An 18,084-nucleotide genomic window follows, 5' to 3' on the forward strand; every position below is an offset into this window, starting at 1 on the left:
CATCTCCTGACTCCAGTACGCCCACTTTAGGAAAGCAAGCGTTGGAATCAGGTTATGCCAATGTGAAAAAAGTGTTAGTCCTTTCGAGAGGTATTACCAAACATTACCCAATGAGCGACGAAGGGTCACCCACCTCCACACTTTTGCTGAGGTCCACCTGGAAGCGGCAGCCGTGCGGCAAGGTCGATGTCAGGGTGACCCGCCAGCCCTGGTCGTCACAGATGCGCTGCACCAGTGACAGGCCCAAGCCCAGCCCTTCGCCCCGCCGTTCGGCGCCGCGCACGAAGGGTTTGAACATCGCCTCGCGCTGCTCTTCCGGAATGCCTACACCACTGTCTTCCACGCTGAACCCATTGGCTTCAAGGCTCAGGCGAATGTAACCGCTGTCGGTGTAGTGCGCGGCGTTACGCAGCAGGTTGCCCATCACCGACTGCAGGAAGGTGGCGTTGTACAGCACCGGGCTGGCGCTGACTCGACCATCGAAATAGAGGGTGAGCCCTTTCTGCTCGATGGTATCGCGCCACACGCCGGTGAGTTCGTCGGCCACCTCGCGCAGGGTTGCCTTCGAGGCCACGGCGCCCTCGTCGCGCTGGGCACGGGCCAGCATCAGGAAGGTCTTGACCAGTTCGCGCATCTCCTCGGTAGCCCGGGCGACCCGCTCGACCTGGCTGCGCGCACGCGGGTCCAGTGTCTGGTTCTCCATCAGCAGTTCGCACGACGTGGCCAGCACCATCAACGGCGTGCGCAGTTCGTGGCTGACGTCGCTGGTGAACAGACGCTCTCGGGTCAAGGCATCGCGCAGACGGCCCAGCGTGTCGTCGAAGGCAACGGCCAACTGGCCGACTTCGTCTGCCGCATAATCGGGCGCCAAGGGCGGCGCCAGGCCAAGCAGCTGGTCACGATGACGTACCTGACGCGCCAGGCGGATCACCGGCGCCATCACCCTGCGCGCCACCAGCCAGCCAAGGATGACGGCCAGCACCAGGCTGAGCAGAAAGCCCACGACCACCACAGCAAACAGCACGCGCTCGCGCTCTTCGAAATCGCTCTGATCCTGCAGTAGCACATAACGGCGCCCGTCGACGATCTCGACCATCGCGTGGTACGACAGCTGATCGCGAAACACCTCATGGAAGCCGCTGTCTAGATGGCGCAAGTCTTTGGGCAACTCGAAATCATCACGCCCGCCGCTGAAATAGAACAGCTGGTCAGGGCGCGGTCGATGGCTCCAGTCGCTCACGCTGTCCATGCGCAACAGGCGCTGCAGGTCGCCCCCCAGCACCGTGGAAATCAGCCGTTCTTCAACCAGGTGCACGGTGGCGACGATGCCGAAGGCGAAGGCCCCGGCGACCAGCGCACTCATCAACGCAAAGGCGATGATAATGCGCTGGGCAAGGCTTTGCTTAAACTCCATCGCGGCCCTCGGCGAGGCGATAGCCGACGCCATGGACGGTATGCAGCAGCGGTTTTTCGAACGGTTTGTCGATCACCTGACGCAACTGGTGCACATGGCTGCGCAGGCTGTCGCTGTCTGGGCAGTCGTCGCCCCACAGGGCTTCTTCAAGTACCTCGCGACGCAGCACGTGCGGGCTTTTCTGCATCAGCACGGCAAGCAGCTTGAGGCCGACCGGGTTGAGCTTGAGCAGGCGCCCCTGACGCGTGACTTCCAGGGTGTCGAGGTCGTAGCTGAGGTCGGCGACCTGCAAGGTGCGCCGGCCTCCGCCCTGGGCGCGGCGCAGCACCGCTTCGATGCGGGCGGCCAGCTCCGACAGGGCAAAGGGCTTGAGCAGGTAATCGTCGGCCCCGGAGCGGAAGCCTTGCAGGCGGTCGTCCAGTTGATCGCGGGCGGTGAGCATGATCACCGGGGTGTCACGCCGGGCATCTTCTCGCAGGCGCTTGCACAGGGTGTAGCCATCAATGCCGGGCAGCATGATGTCGAGCACGATCAGGTCGTAATGCTCGGTGGCCGCCAGGTGCAAACCTGACAGACCGTCCTGGGCGCAGTCGACGGTGTAGCCTTTCATGCCCAGGTAATCAGCCAGGTTGGCAAGGATATCGCGGTTGTCTTCAACCAATAGAATGCGCATCGGGGTCTCCTGTGCGGCGCTTCGCTGTGGTGCGCGGCAGGCGCAGCTTAAGGCCAATGCCTGCACTGTGCCACCCCCAGGCGAAATTCGCCGCCGTTGACAGTTTTTTCACTGATCCTTCACGGACACAGGATAGCGGCCACTCGATAATGCCCGATCTTTTTTGCGCCCTGGAGTCGTCATGCACGAACGTAGCCGCCCTCGCCCGATCAACCTCTGGGTGTACCTGGGCATCCCGCTGGTGACGGCAGTGGCCTTGGTCCTGCTTGAGCTGACCTCGGTCGACATGGACGTGGCCAACCTGTTCTTCGACCCGGCCGCCGGGCAATTCATCGGGCGCCACAGCTACTGGCTGGAGAACGTGCTGCATGACGGGGTCAAGCAGGCGGTGATCCTGCTGGGCTTGCTGGCGTTGCTGACATTTGCCCTGAGTTTCTTCTGGAAACGCTTGTTTGGCTGGCGCCGAGAACTGGGCTGCCTGGTGCTGGCGTTGAGTTTGTCCACAGCGTTCGTCACACCGCTTAAAAAGGTCACCCAGGTCCAGTGCCCGTGGAGCCTGAGCCAGTTCGGCGGCAAGGAAACCTACAGCAAGCTGCTGGAAGCGCGGCCCGCTACCGACAAGCCCGGGCTGTGCTGGCCAGGCGGGCATGCCGCGACCGGTTTTTGCCTGTTTGCGCTGTTCTTCGCGCTGCGCGACCGTCGCCCGCGACTGGCCCGGGTGGCATTGGTGGTGGCGGTGGTGGCCGGTTCAGTGTTGTCGGTTGGGCGGATGATGCAGGGCGCCCACTTTCTGTCGCACAACGTGTGGACGGCGGTGTTCTGCTGGTTGATCGGGTTGGGCTCGTACTACCTGGTTCTGTATCGGCGGGGCATGGTCGAGGCGCCTGCCGCTGAGCGCCGCGTTGCCTGAGTGAGGGGCCGCAGAAGAACGAAAAAGCCCCGGCTCTCGCGAGCCGGGGCTTTTTCATGCTGCTAGGGGGTAAGGCTGGCTTACATCATGCCGCCCATGCCACCCATGCCGCCCATGTCTGGCATACCACCGCCAGCTGGAGCGTCGCTCGGAGCATCAGCAATCATGGCTTCGGTGGTGATCATCAGACCGCCAATCGAAGCAGCAGCTTGCAGTGCCGAACGGGTGACCTTGGCTGGGTCCAGGATGCCCATCTCGATCATGTCGCCGTACTCACCGGTAGCAGCGTTGTAACCGAAGTTGCCCGAACCCTGCTTGACCTTGTCGGCCACAACGCTTGGCTCGTCGCCGGCGTTGGCAGTGATCTGACGCAGCGGCGATTCAACAGCGCGACGCAGCAGTGCGATACCGACGTTCTGGTCTTCGTTGTCACCTTTGAGGTCAACGATAGCGTTCAGAGCACGTACCAGGGCAACACCACCGCCAGGCACCACGCCTTCTTCAACGGCTGCACGGGTAGCGTGCAGGGCGTCTTCAACGCGTGCTTTCTTCTCTTTCATCTCGACTTCGGTGCCAGCACCGACCTTGATCACGGCAACACCGCCAGCCAGTTTGGCCAGACGCTCTTGCAGCTTCTCACGGTCGTAGTCCGAGGAAGTCTCTTCGATCTGGGCACGGATCTGCTTGACGCGTGCTTCGATCTCGGTGTCGGCGCCAGCGCCGTCGATGATGGTGGTGTTTTCCTTGGACAGGATGACGCGCTTGGCGTTACCCAGGTGCTCCAGGGTAGCGGTTTCCAGGGACAGGCCGATTTCTTCGGAGATGACCTGGCCGCCGGTCAGGACAGCGATGTCCTGCAGCATGGCCTTGCGACGGTCGCCGAAGCCCGGTGCCTTGACCGCAGCAACCTTGACGATGCCGCGCATGTTGTTGACTACCAGGGTAGCCAGCGCTTCGCCTTCAACGTCTTCTGCAACGATCAGCAGCGGACGGCCGGCTTTGGCAACGGCTTCCAGTACTGGCAGCAGCTCGCGGATGTTGGAGATCTTCTTGTCGACCAGCAGCAGCAGCGGGCCTTCCAGCTCGGCAACCATGGTGTCCGGCTTGTTGACGAAGTACGGCGACAGGTAGCCACGGTCGAACTGCATGCCTTCAACGACAGACAGTTCGTTTTCCAGGCCCGAGCCTTCTTCAACGGTGATCACGCCTTCTTTACCGACTTTTTCCATGGCTTCGGCGATGATTTCACCGATGGAGCTGTCGGAGTTGGCGGAGATGGTGCCTACCTGAGCGATGGCCTTGGAGTCGGCGCATGGCTTGGACAGGTTTTTCAGCTCGGCGACGACAGCGGCGGTAGCCTTGTCGATACCGCGCTTCAGGTCCATCGGGTTCATGCCGGCAGCGACGGCTTTCAGGCCTTCGTTGACGATGGACTGAGCCAGAACGGTAGCGGTGGTGGTGCCGTCACCGGCTGCATCGTTGGCCTTGGAAGCGACTTCCTTGACCAGCTGGGCGCCCATGTTCTCGAACGCGTCTTTCAGCTCGATCTCTTTGGCAACGGAAACGCCGTCCTTGGTGATGGTCGGTGCGCCGAAGCTCTTGGCCAGGACCACGTTGCGGCCTTTCGGGCCCAGGGTCGCTTTTACCGCGTCAGCCAGAACGTTGACACCAACCAGCATTTTCTTACGGGCGGAATCGCCGAATTTTACGTCTTTAGCAGCCATGATCGTTTAATCCTTGAAATGCTTTGGAATAACGGGAAGTCGGGGAAATCAGCCTTCGATAACGGCGAGAATCTCGTTCTCGGCCATTACCAGCAGGTCTTCGCCATCGACTTTCACGGTGTTGCTGCCCGAGTAAGGGCCGAAAACCACTTTGTCACCCACTTTCACGGCCAGCGCACGCACTTCGCCATTTTCCAGGATGCGACCGGTGCCGACGGCAACAATTTCGCCGCGGTTAGGTTTTTCAGCGGCCGAACCCGGCAGGACGATACCGCCAGCGGTTTTCGATTCTTCTTCGCTGCGACGGATGACTACGCGGTCATGCAGAGGACGAAGCTTCATTGTCGATCTCTCCCAAATTGTGGTTTTCATCGGCCGGTATCGACACCGGCGGGTTGATGCGGTCCGGCGTTGCCGGGGGTGGCCCGCGCAGGGCGGACCACCTGAGTCATGTCTGGTGTTGCCACCAGAAACCTTGCGGTGACCCATACATGAGGCCGCCATATGCAATTACAAGGCTTGATACGTAAAAATTTTCATCAAAGGCATAACGTGAAAACAACAGGGGCCGCGAAGCGGCCCCGGCAGGTTACTTGTCGCGACGCTCGTATTCGCCCTCGATCACATTCGGCCGGTGGCCGGCGTCACGAGGCGGCTGCGCCTGGAACGGATCGTCCTGAAACGCCCGCTGGCGCAGGGCCTGCTCCTCGGCACGCTGGCGCATCTTGCGCGCGGCCAGGTGACGGGTGAATGGCAACAGGCAAATCAGGCCCAGCACGTCACTGATGAAGCCCGGCAGCAACAGCAGGCCACCACCCACCGCCATCATCAAACCCTGGAACATGTCCTCAGCGGGCAGTTCGCCGCGCTGCAGGCTTTCACGGGCACGCAGTGCGGTGGCCAGCCCGGCCACCCGCATAACCAGCACACCCAGCGCGGAACCGGCGATGATCAGCAGCAGTGCGGGGAAAAACCCGATCGCCGCGCTGACCTTGACGAAGACGAACAGCTCCAGCACAGGAAACAGCAAAAACAGCAGTAGAAAAGCACGCATCAAAGATTCCTCGACGGAAGAGAACCTCCCAATAAGACCTCAGATGGATGCGCAAGCTTCCAATTTCAACCCTCGACTTCAGCCGCAACCGGCCACTGGTCGGCGTGCGCCAGCAAAACCAGGGCTTCGCGCACTTGTGTCGGCGTATTGCATGGGCTCGGGAACGCCAGCCAATGGACCGCCTGGCCAATGCGCAGGTGCATGCCCTCGCTGTCGATACCGACCATGTGCGCCGGCACAGAGCGTGGCAGCTCGGTCAGTTCGACGTAGTGGGCAATGGCCTTGGCGTGATCGCTGTTCATATGCTCGATCATGCTCGCCTCGGCCTTGCCCGCGAACGGGTTGGCCAAGGTCACCTGGTCAAGCCAGTGGATGGCGCCAAAACCACCGATGTAGCGGTGACGCACCGGCTGCAACACCCAGAAGTCGAAGTCGTGGGCCTTGTGGTAGTTGCCGGCGTCGGGGAAGTAGCGGTAGTAGCGCTCGGCGGCGGCTTCGATGGCAGCTTCGTCCACCAGCTTGTGCGCCTCGGCCATGACCGTCAGGCGGCCGACTGCCTGAACATCCTCTGCTTCGCGTTCACCAACCAGCAGCGAGCACTTGGGGTCTTTTTGCAGGTTGTGGGTGTGTTGGGCAATGCGGCTGATAAGGATCAGCGGGTTGCCCTGTGCATCCAGGCAATACGGCACGACCGAGCCGAAAGGGAAGCCGGGCATGGACTTGGAGTGGGTCGAGAGCACGCCGCGGTATTCCTTGAGCAGCAGTTCCCGGGCGGGGCGGATGGCATTGGTACTCACGAAGGGCGCTCCTGGCAGCGGACTGGATGGGTGACAAGATAAGCATTATCACCCGCCGCCGCCACAGGAGCCGCTGACGCCTACACGGATCGCGTCTTTACCAGGTCACGCCAAAGCCTGCGGTGTAACGGGTTTTGTCCAGGTCACTGTCACGTGTACCGCTGATGATGTCCTTCTCTGCCTTGAGGTTGAGCGAGGCCCATTCGGTGACCTTGTAGCGCAAGCCGATTTCGGCATCCAGCGAGTAGTTGGCCACGCTGCCCAGCGGCTTGGCGACTTCGCCATTGGTGAACAGCTGCACATTCTTGCCGATCAGGTAGCGGGTGTAGTCCCACTTGACCGCCGCGGCATAAAAGTTGTCCTTGGCGCCGTCCTGGTATTCGAAGTCGGTACGGTTGATCAGCGAACCCAGCGAGAACGCGCCCAGCTCGTCGTCCCAGAACTGGTAGCCCGGGCCGGTACCCACGGTGCGCTGGCGGGCCAGGTCCTCGATGCGGTCGCGCTTGTACTCCATGCGGCCCTGCCAGAACCACTTCTCGGTAATGAAGCGGTCAAGGGCGTACTCGGCACTCCAGTTGTCGGTGGTGGTGACGTCGTCCTTGGTCTCGCGGTTGTACTCGCCCTCGGCGTTGTGGCGCCAGCGGCCATGGCGGGCGGTGGTCTTGAAGCTGACGTCGTAGTCGTCGGTGTCATTCTCGGCACGCTTGTAGTCCAGGGCGACGTCGACGTTGCCTTTCCAGACCAGGTCCTCGACCACCGGCTTGGGCTTCATGATCTGCTCGATGCTGGCCAGGTCGACGGTCTTGGGCGCCTCGCCGTTGGCCAGGGTGACCTTGCCGGCTTCGGCGGCTTTCAACGACTTGGCCCGCTCCCCGCTGTAGGCATCCTGCTTGACCAGCATTTCCTGGTCGCTTTCCAGGGTCTGGACTTCTTTCCAGTCCAGCGCGATAGAGCCGCCATAGGGGGTCTCCAGCAGCAGCTTGCCGCCATCGAAGACTTTGATCTTGCCGCTCAGGCGGTCACCGTTCTTCATCCACACGGTGTCGGCAAACGCGGGCGCGGTGCACAGGGAGACAGCTAACAGGCACAACAGGGATCTAGAATACATAGGCGGACTACGGGTTCGATTCGTCGAAAAAGCCGGGCATTATCCAGATACGGACAACCAGAGCAAGGAAAGACCGAGCACATGCCGTTGAGTTCAACTCGCATTTGCCTCGCCGCTGGTCCGGTTTCATCCACAAGCCACGGGGTCACTGATGTCTGAGGCATACGGGCACACACTGGAAACACCACAAGCCCGACGAACGGCGCTGTATTCGGTGCTCGGGCAAGTGCCCGCGGGCAAGGTCGTCAGCTACGGCCAGCTTGCCGAGCTGGCCGGCCTTGGCCGCGCGGCACGTTGGGTTGGGCGCACCCTCGGGCAACTGCCAGGCGATACCCGCCTGCCCTGGCACCGGGTACTCGGTGCGGGCGGGCGCCTGAGCCTGGCATTGGGCACGCCGTCAGGCGACGAACAACGGGCGCGGTTGCGCGCAGAAGGCGTGAATGTAACCAATAATCGTGTGGATATGACGCGCCATGGCTGGCGCCCGATGGAGCACAGCGGTTAGAGTGCGCGCTTTGTTTTCGAAAACTTGAGGCAGATGTTGGCCCATGCCCCGTAAAACCTGGCGCGCTGCGCTTGCTGCCTATGCCAGCCCGTCAACCCTGGTACTGCTGCTGCTCGGCTTTGCCGCCGGCCTGCCCTACATGCTGGTGTTCTCGACCCTTTCGGTATGGCTGCGCGAAGCAGGTGTGGCCCGTGAGACCATTGGTTACGCGAGCCTGATCGGCCTGGCCTATGCCTTCAAATGGGTCTGGTCACCGCTGCTCGATCAATGGCGCCTGCCACTGCTTGGTGGCCTGGGGCGCCGCCGCTCATGGCTGCTGCTGTCCCAGGCGCTGGTGGTGGTCGGGTTGGTCGGCATGAGCCTGTGCGACCCGCAGCAACACCTGTCGTGGCTGATTGCCATGGCCGTGCTCGTGGCGTTTGCCTCGGCTACCCAGGACATCGCCGTTGATGCCTATCGCCTGGAAATTGCCGATGACCAGCGTCAGGCCGCGCTCGCCGCCAGCTACATGGCCGGCTACCGGGTAGCGGCCCTGCTGGCCACGGCAGGCGCGCTGTTCTTCGCCGAATGGTTCGGCTCCACCGGGTTCAGCTACCTGCACAAGGCCTGGGCCGGCACCTACATCATGTTCGCCCTGCTGATGCTGCCCGCGCTGTTCACCACCCTGGTCATGCGTGAACCCTCGGTGCCGCTGCGTACCCAGCTGTCGGCGGCGCGTTATGGCCTGGTCCACCAGCTGGCGTCGGTATTCGTGCTGATCTTGCTGTTGGTGTCGGTACCTGCCAGCTTCACCCAACTGTTCAATACCGACTGGGCCAGCGTGATTTTCGGTGACGCCACCCCGCTGGACCTGCTGCTGGAAGACCGCGCCTTCCTGCGCCTGATTCTGTACGTGCTGCTGACCTGGGCGTGCCTGTCGACCATGGGCCGTCGCGGCCTTGCCCCGGTGCTGACCCCGGTCAACGACTTCATTGCCCGCTACCGCTGGCAGGCCCTGCTGCTGCTGGGGCTGATCGCCACGTATCGCATGTCGGACACGGTCATGGGCGTGATGGCCAACGTGTTCTATATCGACATGGGCTTCACCAAGGACCAGATCGCCAGCGTCAGCAAGATCTTCGGCCTCATCATGACCTTGGTCGGTGCCGGTGTCGGCGGCCTGCTGATCGTGCGTTTCGGCATCATGCCGATCCTGTTCATCGGTGGCGTGGCCTCGGCGGCGACCAACATTCTGTTCCTGATGCTGGCCGACATGGGCCCGAACCTGGACATGCTGGTGGTCACCATCTCGCTGGACAACTTCAGCTCCGGCATGGCCACCTCGGCGTTCGTCGCCTACCTGTCTAGCCTGACCAACCTGAAGTTTTCGGCCACCCAGTACGCGCTGCTCAGCTCGATCATGCTGTTGCTGCCACGGCTGATCGGCGGCTACTCGGGGGTCATGGTGGAGAAGTTCGGTTACCACGACTTCTTCCTGATCACTGCCCTGCTGGGCGTGCCGACGCTGATTCTGATCGCCCTGCAGTGGCGTCAGGAAGCCGGGCCCGGCAAACCGGTGCCCGAGGAGAACCCAGCGGCCGAACGGCCCTGAGGGTACCTCGCCGCCTGTACCGGCCTCTTCGCGGGTGAACCCGCGCCCGCAGAGGCGGTACAGGCGACGAATGCTACTGGGCTACGGCGCCTTCCCCAGACCGCCCACCCACAACGAACCACAACGGCCAGAGCGCCAGCGCCCCCGCCACACTGGCCGCCAAGGCAAAGTGCAGCAAACTGGCACCCGCCCCGATCATCGCCATGACTGCGCCGCCCAGGCCCAGCAAGGCAATGGTGATCATCCCCAGCATGGCCGAGACCAGCCCTTTGCTCTGATCGCTGGCGAACAGCGTCATGCGGTACAGCACGGCGTTGGCCACCCCCAGCCCCAGGGCATACAGCGACATACCGGCCACCACGCTGGTCACGCTTGGCCAGTACCAAGTCGCCAGCACCATCAGCGACAGGCCCGCCAGGTAGGGCCACAATGCGCCACGCACCAGGGCTGGCAGCGAGTAACGGTCGGCAATACGGTTGATGATCAGGTTGCCGAGAATCAGCCCGCCAAACACCGGCAGCTGCCATAGCGCATATTCCATCGTGCTCAACCCTTCGTCATGGATGAGCAGCACCGGCGACAGGCCGATCCAGCCAATCAAGGGCAGGCCGACCAAGCCCAGGGCGGCGCTACCGGCGACAAAGCGACGGTTGGCCAGCAGCTGGCCGTAGCCAGACAACAACGGCAGCAAATGGATCGGCGTAAAGGGCAGCCGCGAACCGTCGCGCCGCTCCACGCCCAGTGTTTCCGGCATCAACCGGTACAACAGCACCCAGGCCAGCACCGCACCGATGGCGAAGGCCACGAACAGCCAGCGCCAGTCCAGCCATTGCAGCAGCAAGGTGCCCACCAGGGGGCCGAGCAGCGGCGAAAGCAGGGCAATGTTGGCCAGCAAGGCCATCATGCGCACTGCGTCGGCTTCGCTGAACGCCTCGTTCAAGGCCGGGTAGCTGACCGTGACGACAAAGCCCAGGCCAATGCCCTGCAACAGGCGCAGCAGGTTGAACAGGCCGATGTCGTGTACCCAGAACGTCGCCAGGCACGCCACGCCGAAGAACACGCAACCGCTCAACAGCAGCGGGCGGCGGCCGTAGCGGTCGGCCAGAGGGCCAATCAACCACTGCAGCACCACGCCACCGAGCAGGTACAGGTTCAGGGCGTGGGGGATGTATTCGGGGCTGGCATCGAGGTCGCCGACCACCACGGGCATGGCCGGCATCACAGCGTCGCTGGCCAGGTAGGTGAGCAACTCGAACAGGGCCAGGGTCAGGCCGAACAACAGGGCTCGGAGGGGGGTGATGTACAGCAGTGGTTTCATGGTGAATTTCAGCGGGAACAGGTGGGGTCAGCCTGTATGCCAGAAATGGCAGGGCTTGGCTGTGAACAAGTGTAATAGGCGCGGAAAAAGCTAGGGCCGCTGTGCGCCCCTTCGCGGGGCAAGCCCGCGAAGGGGCGCACAGCGGCCCCAGCGTTGAAGCGTTGCTTACTGCGTGGCCGTCTCCTGCACCACACGAATCACCCGCTGCGGAAACGGAATGTCGATACCCTCGGCCTTCAACCGGTCACGGGCATGCTCGTTGAGCATGAACATCACATCCCAGTAGTCCGAGGTCTTGGTCCAGATGCGCAGCGACACGGTGATCGAGCTGTCGCCCAGCGTCGAAACCACTGCCTGCGGCGCGGGGTCGGCCAGCACACGTGGGTCCTGGGCCAGTTCCAGCAGCACATTACGCGCCTTTTGCAGGTCGGCGTCGTAATCCACGCCCACGTCGAATACCACCTTGCGGGTCGGCTGGCGGTTGGTGTTGGTGATGATGCCGTTGGACAAGCTGCCGTTGGGCATGATCACCGTCTTGTTGTCACCCGTGCGCAGCACGGTGTGGAAGATCTGAATGCTATCCACGGTGCCACTGACACCCTGCGCCTCGATCCAGTCACCAATGCGGAACGGGCGGAACATCAAGATCAGCACGCCACCGGCGAAATTCGCCAGGCTGCCCTGCAAGGCCAGGCCGATGGCCAGGCCCGCGGCACCGATAGCGGCGACGAAGGAGGTGGTCTCGATGCCGATCATCGACGCCACGCTGACGAACAGCAGAATCTTCAGGATGATATTGGCCAGGGTGCTGATGAACCCCTGCAGCGCCAGGTCGGCGTTGCGCAGGCCGACCAGCTTGCCCAGGCGCGCGCTGAGCTTGTTGACGATCCACCAGCCGATGGCCAGGGTCAGCAACGCCAGGCACACCCGGCTGCCGTATTCCATGATCAAGGGGATCCAGGTCTGCGATTGGCGGACCAGCTGATCGACTTCAGCGTTCAAATCCATGTTCATCTCCTGATGCCGAACGGCATGTGCACGGTAAAACTGGCCGCGGGCATTTCCGCGGCCACGGCCCCCATGGACATCATTGCGCCATCGAGGTTCCTGGCAACGCCCCGATCAATCGCGGAAGTTGTTGAACTGCAGCGGCATGTCGAATTCCTTGGCGCGCAGGGCGGCGATCGCCTCTTGCAGGTCGTCACGCTTCTTGCCAGTGACACGCACCTGCTCACCCTGGATGGCGGCCTGAACCTTGAGCTTGGCATCCTTGATGTGAGCGACGATCTTCTTCGCCAGCTCCTTGTCGATGCCCTCGCGGAATTTGGCTTCCTGTTTCATTTCCTTGCCGGACGGGTAGGCGTCCTTGGTTTCCAGGCATTTGACGTCGATCTTGCGCTTGACCAGCGCACCGCGCAGGATCTCGATCATCGCCTCGAGCTGGAATTCGGCTTCGGCGGTCAGCAGCACGGTCTGGTCCTTGTCCTTGAACTCGAAGTTGCCTTTGCCCTTGAGGTCATAACGGCGGTCGAGTTCCTTGACGGCGTTGTCTACAGCGTTCTGCACTTCGTGCTTGTCCAGTTCCGATACCACGTCGAACGAAGGCATGGTTTTTCTCCAAAAATAAAAGCGCGCTCGGCCTGAAGATGGAGCACGCTGAGTTAGACGGTTAAAATGCGGACTCATTATAACGGGTTGCGAAACGCATATGAGCAGCACCTGGCATATTCTCGGCGCGGGTAGCCTGGGCAGCCTCTGGGCTTGCCGCCTGGCGCGCGCGGGCAAGGCGGTACGCTTGATCCTGCGCGACGCGCAACGACTGCAGGCCTATCAGCAGGTAGGCGGCCTGACGTTGCACGAACAGGACACCGCCAACCACTACGCGATCCCCGCCGAAACCGCCGAGGGCGACGGCCCGATCCACCGGCTGCTGGTGGCCTGCAAGGCGTATGACGCCGCACCGGCCATCGCGCGCCTGGCCCCCAGGCTGGCCGACGGCGCCGAGCTGGTGCTGCTGCAGAACGGCCTCGGCAGCCAGGACGAAGTCGCCGACCAGGTCCCCCATGCCCGTTGCATCTTCGCTTCCAGTACCGAAGGGGCTTTTCGCGAGGACGACTGGCAAGTGCGCTTCGCCGGCCATGGCTTCAACTGGCTGGGTGACCCGCTGAAGCCGGCGCTCCCGGAATGGTTCGATGACCTGCACGACGCCGGCATCCCGGCCGAATGGACCGTGGATATCCTCACCCGCCTGTGGCGCAAGCTCGCGCTCAATTGCGCGATCAACCCGCTGACGGTGCTGCACGAGTGCCGCAACGGCGGCCTGCTGGAGCACCTGGGCGAAGTGACTGCCCTGTGCGACGAGCTGGCCGAGCTGCTGCGTCGCTGTGGCCAACCCCAGGCTGCCGAGGACCTGGACGAAGAAGTGCAACGGGTGATCCTCGCCACCGCCGCCAACTACTCTTCCATGTATCAGGACGTGCGAGCCGGGCGGCGAACCGAGGTCCATTACCTGCTCGGCCACGCCTGCCGCGCCGCCGATCGCCATGGCCTGCAGCTACCGCAGCTGGAACGCCTGCACCGGCGCCTGGTCGATAACCTGCAGGCACGTGGCTTACCCAGCGCCTGACGCTGGCCCTTTCAACCGGAGACGGACATTGCCTTGCCCATGACCCTGCGCCAACGCCTGGAAAACCTCCCGGTCGGGCAGAAGCTGCTGGCGGCCCTGCTGGTGCTGCTGGTGACCATTCTGCTGGTGGCCAACCTGACCTTCATCAGCGCCGCCTACTGGATCACCCAGGAAAGCATGGCGCCCCAGGCCCTGCAGACCATCGGCCGGCTGGTGTCCAACCCACAGCTGGCGACCCGGGCAGGCGACACCCCGGAAACCGCCAGCGCCCTGCTCAAAGAGCTGGACAGCTACACGCCATTACGCGCGGCGGCGGTGTACGGCGGCGATGGCCGCATGCTGGCACAACTCCAGCACGGCGAACCGTTGGCGCTGCCCAGGCGCTTTCGCGACATCGACGGCTGGCGCCTGATGGAGTTTCGCAGCACGCAGCTGATCCGTATCCCTCGCGACGCCAACCCACCCGCACACCTGCTGCTGGTGGCCAGCAGCGAACTGCCCACCGCCTTCTACACCGGCACGCTCAGCGCCAGCCTGGGCATCCTGGTGTTCAGTATCCTGCTGTGGATCGTCGTGGCCCGGCAAATCAAGCGTTTGATCACCCAGCCGATCAACCAGCTCGAAGAACTCAGCCGCCAGGTCACCCGCGAAGAGAGCTACGCCCTGCGTGCCCGGCGCGGCAACGACGACGAAATCGGCAGCCTGGCCGAGGCGTTCAATACCATGCTCTCGCGCATCGAAGCCCGCGAGCAGCAGCTCAAGCGCACCCGCGATGAATTCCAGACCGCCTATGACCAGGCCCAGGGCCTGGCCGAAGAAACGCGTCACACCAACCGCAAGCTGGAGCTGGAAGTCCAGGTGCGCAGCAAGATCGAGAAAAAGCTCACAGGCTTCCAGAATTACCTCAACAGCATCATCGACTCCATGCCCTCGGCCCTGATCGCCCTCGACGAGCAGCTCTACGTCACCCAGTGGAACCACGAGGCCACCGTGCTCTCCGGGACGCCGCTGGACGAGGCCCTGAACCAGCCGATCTTCATCGCCTTCGAGCCGCTCAAGCCGTTCTTGCCGCAGCTCAAGGAAACCGTGGAAAAACACCGGGTGGCGAAAATCGAGCGCGTCACCTGGCCCAAGGGCGATGAACTGCGCCACTACGCCCTGACCTTCTATCCACTGATGGGCGGTGGCGGCCGCGGTGTGGTGATCCGGATCGACGACATCACCCAGCGCCTGTCCCTGGAAGAGATGATGGTGCAGTCAGAGAAAATGCTCTCGGTAGGTGGCTTGGCCGCCGGCATGGCCCACGAGATCAACAACCCGCTGGGGGCCATTTTGCATAATGTGCAGAATATCCGTCGGCGTCTGTCGCCGGAGTTACCGCGCAACCAGGAGCAGGCCGAAGAGCTGGGCATCGACCTGCCCACCGTCAACCGCTACCTGGACAGCCGCGAAGTACCGCAGCTGCTCGACGGGATTCAGCAGGCCGGTGCGCGGGCCGCCAAGATCGTCACCCACATGCTCAGTTTCAGCCGGCGCAGCAATCGCCAGCTGGCACCTTGCGACCTGCCGGCACTGATCGACCAGGCCTTGGAGATCGCCAGCAACGACTTCGACCTGGCCATCGGCTTCGACTTCAAGGGCCAGGCCATCGTGCGCCAGTTCGACCCACACCTCGGGCCGGTGCCGTGCACCGCCAACGAGCTGGAACAGGTGCTGCTCAACCTGCTGAAGAACGCTGCCCAGGCCATTCACCTGCGCCCGCAACCCAGCGAGCCTGGGCGCATCACCCTGCGCACCCGGCTCAACCCGCCCTGGGCCGAAATCCAAGTCGAGGACAACGGCGTGGGCATGCCCGAAGCCGTGCGCAAGCGCACCTTCGAGCCGTTTTTCACCACCAAGGAGATCGGCCAGGGCACCGGCCTGGGCCTTTCGGTCTCGTATTTCATCATCACCAACAACCACAAGGGGCAGATGGAGGTGCAGTCCACGCCCGGCCAGGGCACGTGCTTCACCCTGCGCCTGCCCCTCGGCCAGCCGGCAGCGACGGCACCGAACACCACGGAGGCATGACATGGGCTACCGCCTGTCGAAGATCTACACCCGCACTGGCGACCAGGGCGAAACCGGCCTGGGCGACGGCCGTCGGGTGCCCAAGGACCACCCACGCATCGAAGCGATTGGCGAGGTGGACAGCCTCAACAGCCAGCTGGGGCTGCTGCTGGCAGGGCTGGATGAGCAAGGGCTGGCTGAGGTCAGCGAGGTGCTGGCGCCTTGTCAGCACCGCTTGTTCGACCTCGGTGGCGAACTGGCGATGCCCAGTTACCAAGCCTTGAACCTGGCCGAAGTGCAGCGGCTGGAAGCGGCAATCGATGTCTGGAACGAGGAGCTGGGGCCGTTGAAGAACTTCATCCTGCCCAGTGGCTCGGCATTGGTGGCGCAGGCGCATGTGTGCCGTTGCCTGGCGCGCAGCGCAGAGCGCCGCTGCCAGCAGTTGAACGCAGTGGAACCACTGGAAGGGGTGGGGTTGGCGTATATCAATCGGCTGTCGGATCTATTGTTCGTGGCAGCGCGGATCATTGGCCGCCGGCAGGGGGTTGCCGAGGTGCTATGGCAACCCGCAGAAAAGCCTCAAAGCTGAGAGCGCCAAGGCAGGACAAGCCCACTCCCACAGGTACTGCGCGAACCTCGTGTGGGAGCGGGCTTGCCCCGCGAATGGGCCGCAAAGCGGCCCCAGTACTGGCGACTCAAATCTCAGGCCAGAACGCCCGAATCCCGGCAACGCCTTGCGCGCCGACTTCCCAAGCGCGCTCACGCTCACCCGGCCCGACACCACCCAGCAAGAACACCGGCCGGCTGAAGCCCGCAATCAACCGTTGCGCCTCATCCCAGCCCAGCGGCACGGCCTCGGGGTGCGTCTGCGTCGCCTGCACCGGCGACAGGGTGACGAAGTCGACCCCCATCTGTTCCGCCAGCGCCAGCTCTTCTGCACTGTGGCAGGACGCCGCCAACCAACGGTGCTCAGGGAATGGCCGCCCCTTGGCCGCATACTTGCGCAGCTGTGCGGCCGTCAGGTGCCAACCCGCAGACGGGAAATCGCCCAGCCACTCCAGCGGCCCCTTGAGCATCAGTTGGGCCTTGCCGCCACACAAGCCAACCGCATCCACCGCCACGTCGCGGTACTTGGGGTCGTACATGTCCGGCGCGCGCAACTGAATCAGGCGTATGCCGCTGGCGACCGCCTTCTGGATGCCCTTGAGCATCTCAGGCACTTCAAGGCCATCGGGGGTGATCAGATACTGGTCCGGCAGGCGCGCGGCGGCGACAATCGGCTTGTTGGCCTCGGGGAAGTCGTACTGCGGCAGTTCGCGTGGTGTTACCCAGGCCAACGGCTGGCCCTCGGCACCATGGGGCTCGCCGGTGAATGCCTCGACCTCGCGAACCTCCAGCAACACCTGTTTGTCCGGGTAATCGTGGCTGACCTTGATCAGCGCCCGTGAACGGGTCACTTCGATACCCAGCTCCTCACGAAGCTCGCGGGCCAGCGCCGCTTCGACGCTCTCGCCCTCTTCCACCTTGCCGCCCGGGAATTCCCAAAGGCCACCCTGGTGCTGGGTATCAGCCCGTCGCGCGATAAGAATGCGGCCATCGGCGCCGCGGATCACTGCGGCCACTACATGAATACGTTTCACCCTGCTCGCTCCGCCAGGCCAGCCTGTTGCCAGGCCTTGAAGGCCGGCCACTGGTAAATGGTCTCGATGTACGTTGCCGCCTCTGCAGGCACCTCAACGCGGTAGGTGCGCAAGCGCACAGCCACCGGGGCGAAGTAGGCGTCGGCCAAGGTCGGCTTGCCGAACAGGAACGGCCCACTGTCTTTGGCAACCAAGCGGCACTCGGACCACAGCGCGACGATACGGTCGATATCGACCTGCACGTCCAGCGGCACGTTCTCCAGGGCTTCATCACGGGCCAGGTCGAACGGCATCGCCCCGCGCAGGGCGAAGAAGCCACTGTGCATCTGCGCGCAGGCCGAACGGGCCTGAGCACGGGCAGCGACATCGGCAGGCCACAGCTGGGCCTCTGGGTGGCGTTCGTTGAGGTATTCGGCGATAGCCAGCGAGTCGGCGATCACACCGTGCTCGGTCTTGAGCAATGGCACCTTGCCGGTGGCCGAGTAAGCGAGCAGGCGTTGGCGGGTGTCGGGCTGGTTGAGTTTGATCAGGGTTTCTTCGTAGGCAACGCCAGCCAGCTCAAGGGCCAGGGCGCCGCGTAGCGACCAGGAGGAATGCAACTTGTCGCCGATGATCAGTTGGTAGCTCATGGTTCGGCTCCATTTGTCTGGGGTTATGGGGCCGCATGCGGCCCCA

Annotated in this window: 18 protein-coding genes; 6 read left to right on the forward strand and 12 right to left on the reverse strand. The window is 63.2% G+C overall.

The genetic code is table 11. The features are described from left to right. Positions 1 to 103 precede the first annotated feature (103 nt). Both LOY26_RS21810 and colR read right to left on the reverse strand, forming a co-directional pair. Positions 104 to 1,414, reverse strand: coding sequence for a HAMP domain-containing sensor histidine kinase (locus LOY26_RS21810; RefSeq protein WP_033702807.1), 1,311 nt, complete (start codon positions 1,412 to 1,414; stop codon positions 104 to 106). Further along, complete coding sequence (colR, locus tag LOY26_RS21815; RefSeq protein ID WP_003255215.1) at positions 1,404 to 2,087, reverse strand: two-component system response regulator ColR; 684 nt, start codon at positions 2,085 to 2,087, stop codon at positions 1,404 to 1,406. The genes LOY26_RS21810 and colR overlap by 11 nt, the downstream gene beginning before the upstream one ends. Positions 2,088 to 2,268: 181 nt before the next feature. Between colR and LOY26_RS21820 the strand changes: the two genes are divergently transcribed. Beyond that, positions 2,269 to 2,997 carry a phosphatase PAP2 family protein gene (locus LOY26_RS21820; RefSeq protein WP_033702808.1) on the forward strand — a complete coding sequence of 243 codons (729 nt, stop codon included), beginning with the start codon at positions 2,269 to 2,271 and terminating at the stop codon, positions 2,995 to 2,997. An 80-nt stretch (positions 2,998 to 3,077) separates the two neighbouring features. Here LOY26_RS21820 and groL read toward each other — a convergent pair whose 3' ends face one another. The 5 genes from groL to LOY26_RS21845 form a co-directional block, all read right to left on the reverse strand. After that, complete coding sequence (gene groL, locus LOY26_RS21825) at positions 3,078 to 4,721, reverse strand: chaperonin GroEL (protein ID WP_033702809.1); 1,644 nt, start codon at positions 4,719 to 4,721, stop codon at positions 3,078 to 3,080. A 48-nt stretch (positions 4,722 to 4,769) separates the two neighbouring features. Then, positions 4,770 to 5,063: a co-chaperone GroES gene (locus LOY26_RS21830; RefSeq protein WP_033702810.1), complete on the reverse strand. Its 294-nt coding sequence runs from the start codon at positions 5,061 to 5,063 to the stop codon at positions 4,770 to 4,772. Between the two features lie 247 nt (positions 5,064 to 5,310). After that, complete coding sequence (locus LOY26_RS21835; RefSeq protein WP_033702811.1) at positions 5,311 to 5,775, reverse strand: FxsA family protein; 465 nt, start codon at positions 5,773 to 5,775, stop codon at positions 5,311 to 5,313. A gap of 65 nt (positions 5,776 to 5,840) precedes the next feature. Further along, positions 5,841 to 6,572 (reverse strand): HugZ family protein, encoded by a 732-nt coding sequence (locus tag LOY26_RS21840; RefSeq protein ID WP_186663386.1) that lies wholly within the window; start codon positions 6,570 to 6,572, stop codon positions 5,841 to 5,843. Positions 6,573 to 6,669: 97 nt separating this feature from the next. Then, positions 6,670 to 7,680: a DUF481 domain-containing protein gene (locus LOY26_RS21845; RefSeq protein ID WP_186659679.1), complete on the reverse strand. Its 1,011-nt coding sequence runs from the start codon at positions 7,678 to 7,680 to the stop codon at positions 6,670 to 6,672. A gap of 151 nt (positions 7,681 to 7,831) precedes the next feature. Here LOY26_RS21845 and LOY26_RS21850 point away from each other — a divergent pair, with 151 nt between their 5' ends. Together LOY26_RS21850 and LOY26_RS21855 are read left to right on the forward strand one after the other, a co-directional pair. Beyond that, positions 7,832 to 8,185 carry an MGMT family protein gene (locus LOY26_RS21850; RefSeq protein ID WP_033702814.1) on the forward strand — a complete coding sequence of 118 codons (354 nt, stop codon included), beginning with the start codon at positions 7,832 to 7,834 and terminating at the stop codon, positions 8,183 to 8,185. Positions 8,186 to 8,228: 43 nt separating this feature from the next. Further along, positions 8,229 to 9,776, forward strand: coding sequence for an AmpG family muropeptide MFS transporter (locus tag LOY26_RS21855; protein ID WP_033702815.1), 1,548 nt, complete (start codon positions 8,229 to 8,231; stop codon positions 9,774 to 9,776). Positions 9,777 to 9,849: 73 nt separating this feature from the next. On the opposite strand, the gene LOY26_RS21860 is transcribed toward LOY26_RS21855, so the two are convergent. The 3 genes from LOY26_RS21860 to LOY26_RS21870 all read right to left on the reverse strand — a co-directional run bounded on the left by LOY26_RS21860 (position 9,850) and on the right by LOY26_RS21870 (position 12,702). After that, positions 9,850 to 11,094: an MFS transporter gene (locus LOY26_RS21860; RefSeq protein WP_186659681.1), complete on the reverse strand. Its 1,245-nt coding sequence runs from the start codon at positions 11,092 to 11,094 to the stop codon at positions 9,850 to 9,852. A gap of 165 nt (positions 11,095 to 11,259) precedes the next feature. After that, positions 11,260 to 12,102 carry a mechanosensitive ion channel family protein gene (locus tag LOY26_RS21865; RefSeq protein ID WP_186659683.1) on the reverse strand — a complete coding sequence of 281 codons (843 nt, stop codon included), beginning with the start codon at positions 12,100 to 12,102 and terminating at the stop codon, positions 11,260 to 11,262. A gap of 114 nt (positions 12,103 to 12,216) precedes the next feature. Beyond that, positions 12,217 to 12,702 (reverse strand): YajQ family cyclic di-GMP-binding protein, encoded by a 486-nt coding sequence (locus tag LOY26_RS21870; RefSeq protein WP_033702818.1) that lies wholly within the window; start codon positions 12,700 to 12,702, stop codon positions 12,217 to 12,219. Between the two features lie 100 nt (positions 12,703 to 12,802). Here LOY26_RS21870 and LOY26_RS21875 point away from each other — a divergent pair, with 100 nt between their 5' ends. Genes LOY26_RS21875 through LOY26_RS21885 form a run of 3 tightly spaced genes read left to right on the forward strand, consistent with a single transcriptional unit; the run spans position 12,803 to position 16,358 of the window. After that, positions 12,803 to 13,720 (forward strand): putative 2-dehydropantoate 2-reductase, encoded by a 918-nt coding sequence (locus LOY26_RS21875; RefSeq protein ID WP_186663383.1) that lies wholly within the window; start codon positions 12,803 to 12,805, stop codon positions 13,718 to 13,720. Between the two features lie 39 nt (positions 13,721 to 13,759). Next, complete coding sequence (locus LOY26_RS21880; protein ID WP_033702820.1) at positions 13,760 to 15,790, forward strand: ATP-binding protein; 2,031 nt, start codon at positions 13,760 to 13,762, stop codon at positions 15,788 to 15,790. A gap of 1 nt (position 15,791) precedes the next feature. Further along, a complete protein-coding gene (locus tag LOY26_RS21885) occupies positions 15,792 to 16,358 on the forward strand; it encodes a cob(I)yrinic acid a,c-diamide adenosyltransferase (protein ID WP_186663381.1) in 567 nt (188 codons plus the stop codon). A 106-nt stretch (positions 16,359 to 16,464) separates the two neighbouring features. Here LOY26_RS21885 and LOY26_RS21890 read toward each other — a convergent pair whose 3' ends face one another. Beyond that, positions 16,465 to 17,409 carry a Nudix family hydrolase gene (locus LOY26_RS21890; RefSeq protein ID WP_186659688.1) on the reverse strand — a complete coding sequence of 315 codons (945 nt, stop codon included), beginning with the start codon at positions 17,407 to 17,409 and terminating at the stop codon, positions 16,465 to 16,467. After that, positions 17,406 to 18,038 carry a glutathione S-transferase family protein gene (locus LOY26_RS21895; RefSeq protein WP_186659690.1) on the reverse strand — a complete coding sequence of 211 codons (633 nt, stop codon included), beginning with the start codon at positions 18,036 to 18,038 and terminating at the stop codon, positions 17,406 to 17,408. The genes LOY26_RS21890 and LOY26_RS21895 overlap by 4 nt, the downstream gene beginning before the upstream one ends. Positions 18,039 to 18,084 lie beyond the last annotated feature (46 nt).

Source organism: Pseudomonas sp. B21-047, assembly GCF_024748775.1.
Classification (GTDB): Bacteria; Pseudomonadota; Gammaproteobacteria; order Pseudomonadales; family Pseudomonadaceae; genus Aquipseudomonas; species Aquipseudomonas capeferrum.

Coding starts and splice junctions, on each gene's coding strand:
- LOY26_RS21875 (WP_186663383.1), top strand. CDS start 12,803: ATGAGCAGCACCTGGCATATTCTCGGCGCGGGTAGCCTGGGCAGCCTC.
- LOY26_RS21895 (WP_186659690.1), bottom strand. CDS start 18,038: ATGAGCTACCAACTGATCATCGGCGACAAGTTGCATTCCTCCTGGTCG.
- groL (WP_033702809.1), bottom strand. CDS start 4,721: ATGGCTGCTAAAGACGTAAAATTCGGCGATTCCGCCCGTAAGAAAATG.
- LOY26_RS21830 (WP_033702810.1), bottom strand. CDS start 5,063: ATGAAGCTTCGTCCTCTGCATGACCGCGTAGTCATCCGTCGCAGCGAA.
- LOY26_RS21870 (WP_033702818.1), bottom strand. CDS start 12,702: ATGCCTTCGTTCGACGTGGTATCGGAACTGGACAAGCACGAAGTGCAG.
- LOY26_RS21820 (WP_033702808.1), top strand. CDS start 2,269: ATGCACGAACGTAGCCGCCCTCGCCCGATCAACCTCTGGGTGTACCTG.
- LOY26_RS21865 (WP_186659683.1), bottom strand. CDS start 12,102: ATGGATTTGAACGCTGAAGTCGATCAGCTGGTCCGCCAATCGCAGACC.
- LOY26_RS21845 (WP_186659679.1), bottom strand. CDS start 7,680: ATGTATTCTAGATCCCTGTTGTGCCTGTTAGCTGTCTCCCTGTGCACC.
- LOY26_RS21880 (WP_033702820.1), top strand. CDS start 13,760: ATGACCCTGCGCCAACGCCTGGAAAACCTCCCGGTCGGGCAGAAGCTG.
- LOY26_RS21860 (WP_186659681.1), bottom strand. CDS start 11,094: ATGAAACCACTGCTGTACATCACCCCCCTCCGAGCCCTGTTGTTCGGC.
- LOY26_RS21810 (WP_033702807.1), bottom strand. CDS start 1,414: ATGGAGTTTAAGCAAAGCCTTGCCCAGCGCATTATCATCGCCTTTGCG.
- LOY26_RS21850 (WP_033702814.1), top strand. CDS start 7,832: ATGTCTGAGGCATACGGGCACACACTGGAAACACCACAAGCCCGACGA.
- LOY26_RS21885 (WP_186663381.1), top strand. CDS start 15,792: ATGGGCTACCGCCTGTCGAAGATCTACACCCGCACTGGCGACCAGGGC.
- colR (WP_003255215.1), bottom strand. CDS start 2,087: ATGCGCATTCTATTGGTTGAAGACAACCGCGATATCCTTGCCAACCTG.
- LOY26_RS21835 (WP_033702811.1), bottom strand. CDS start 5,775: ATGCGTGCTTTTCTACTGCTGTTTTTGCTGTTTCCTGTGCTGGAGCTG.
- LOY26_RS21855 (WP_033702815.1), top strand. CDS start 8,229: ATGCCCCGTAAAACCTGGCGCGCTGCGCTTGCTGCCTATGCCAGCCCG.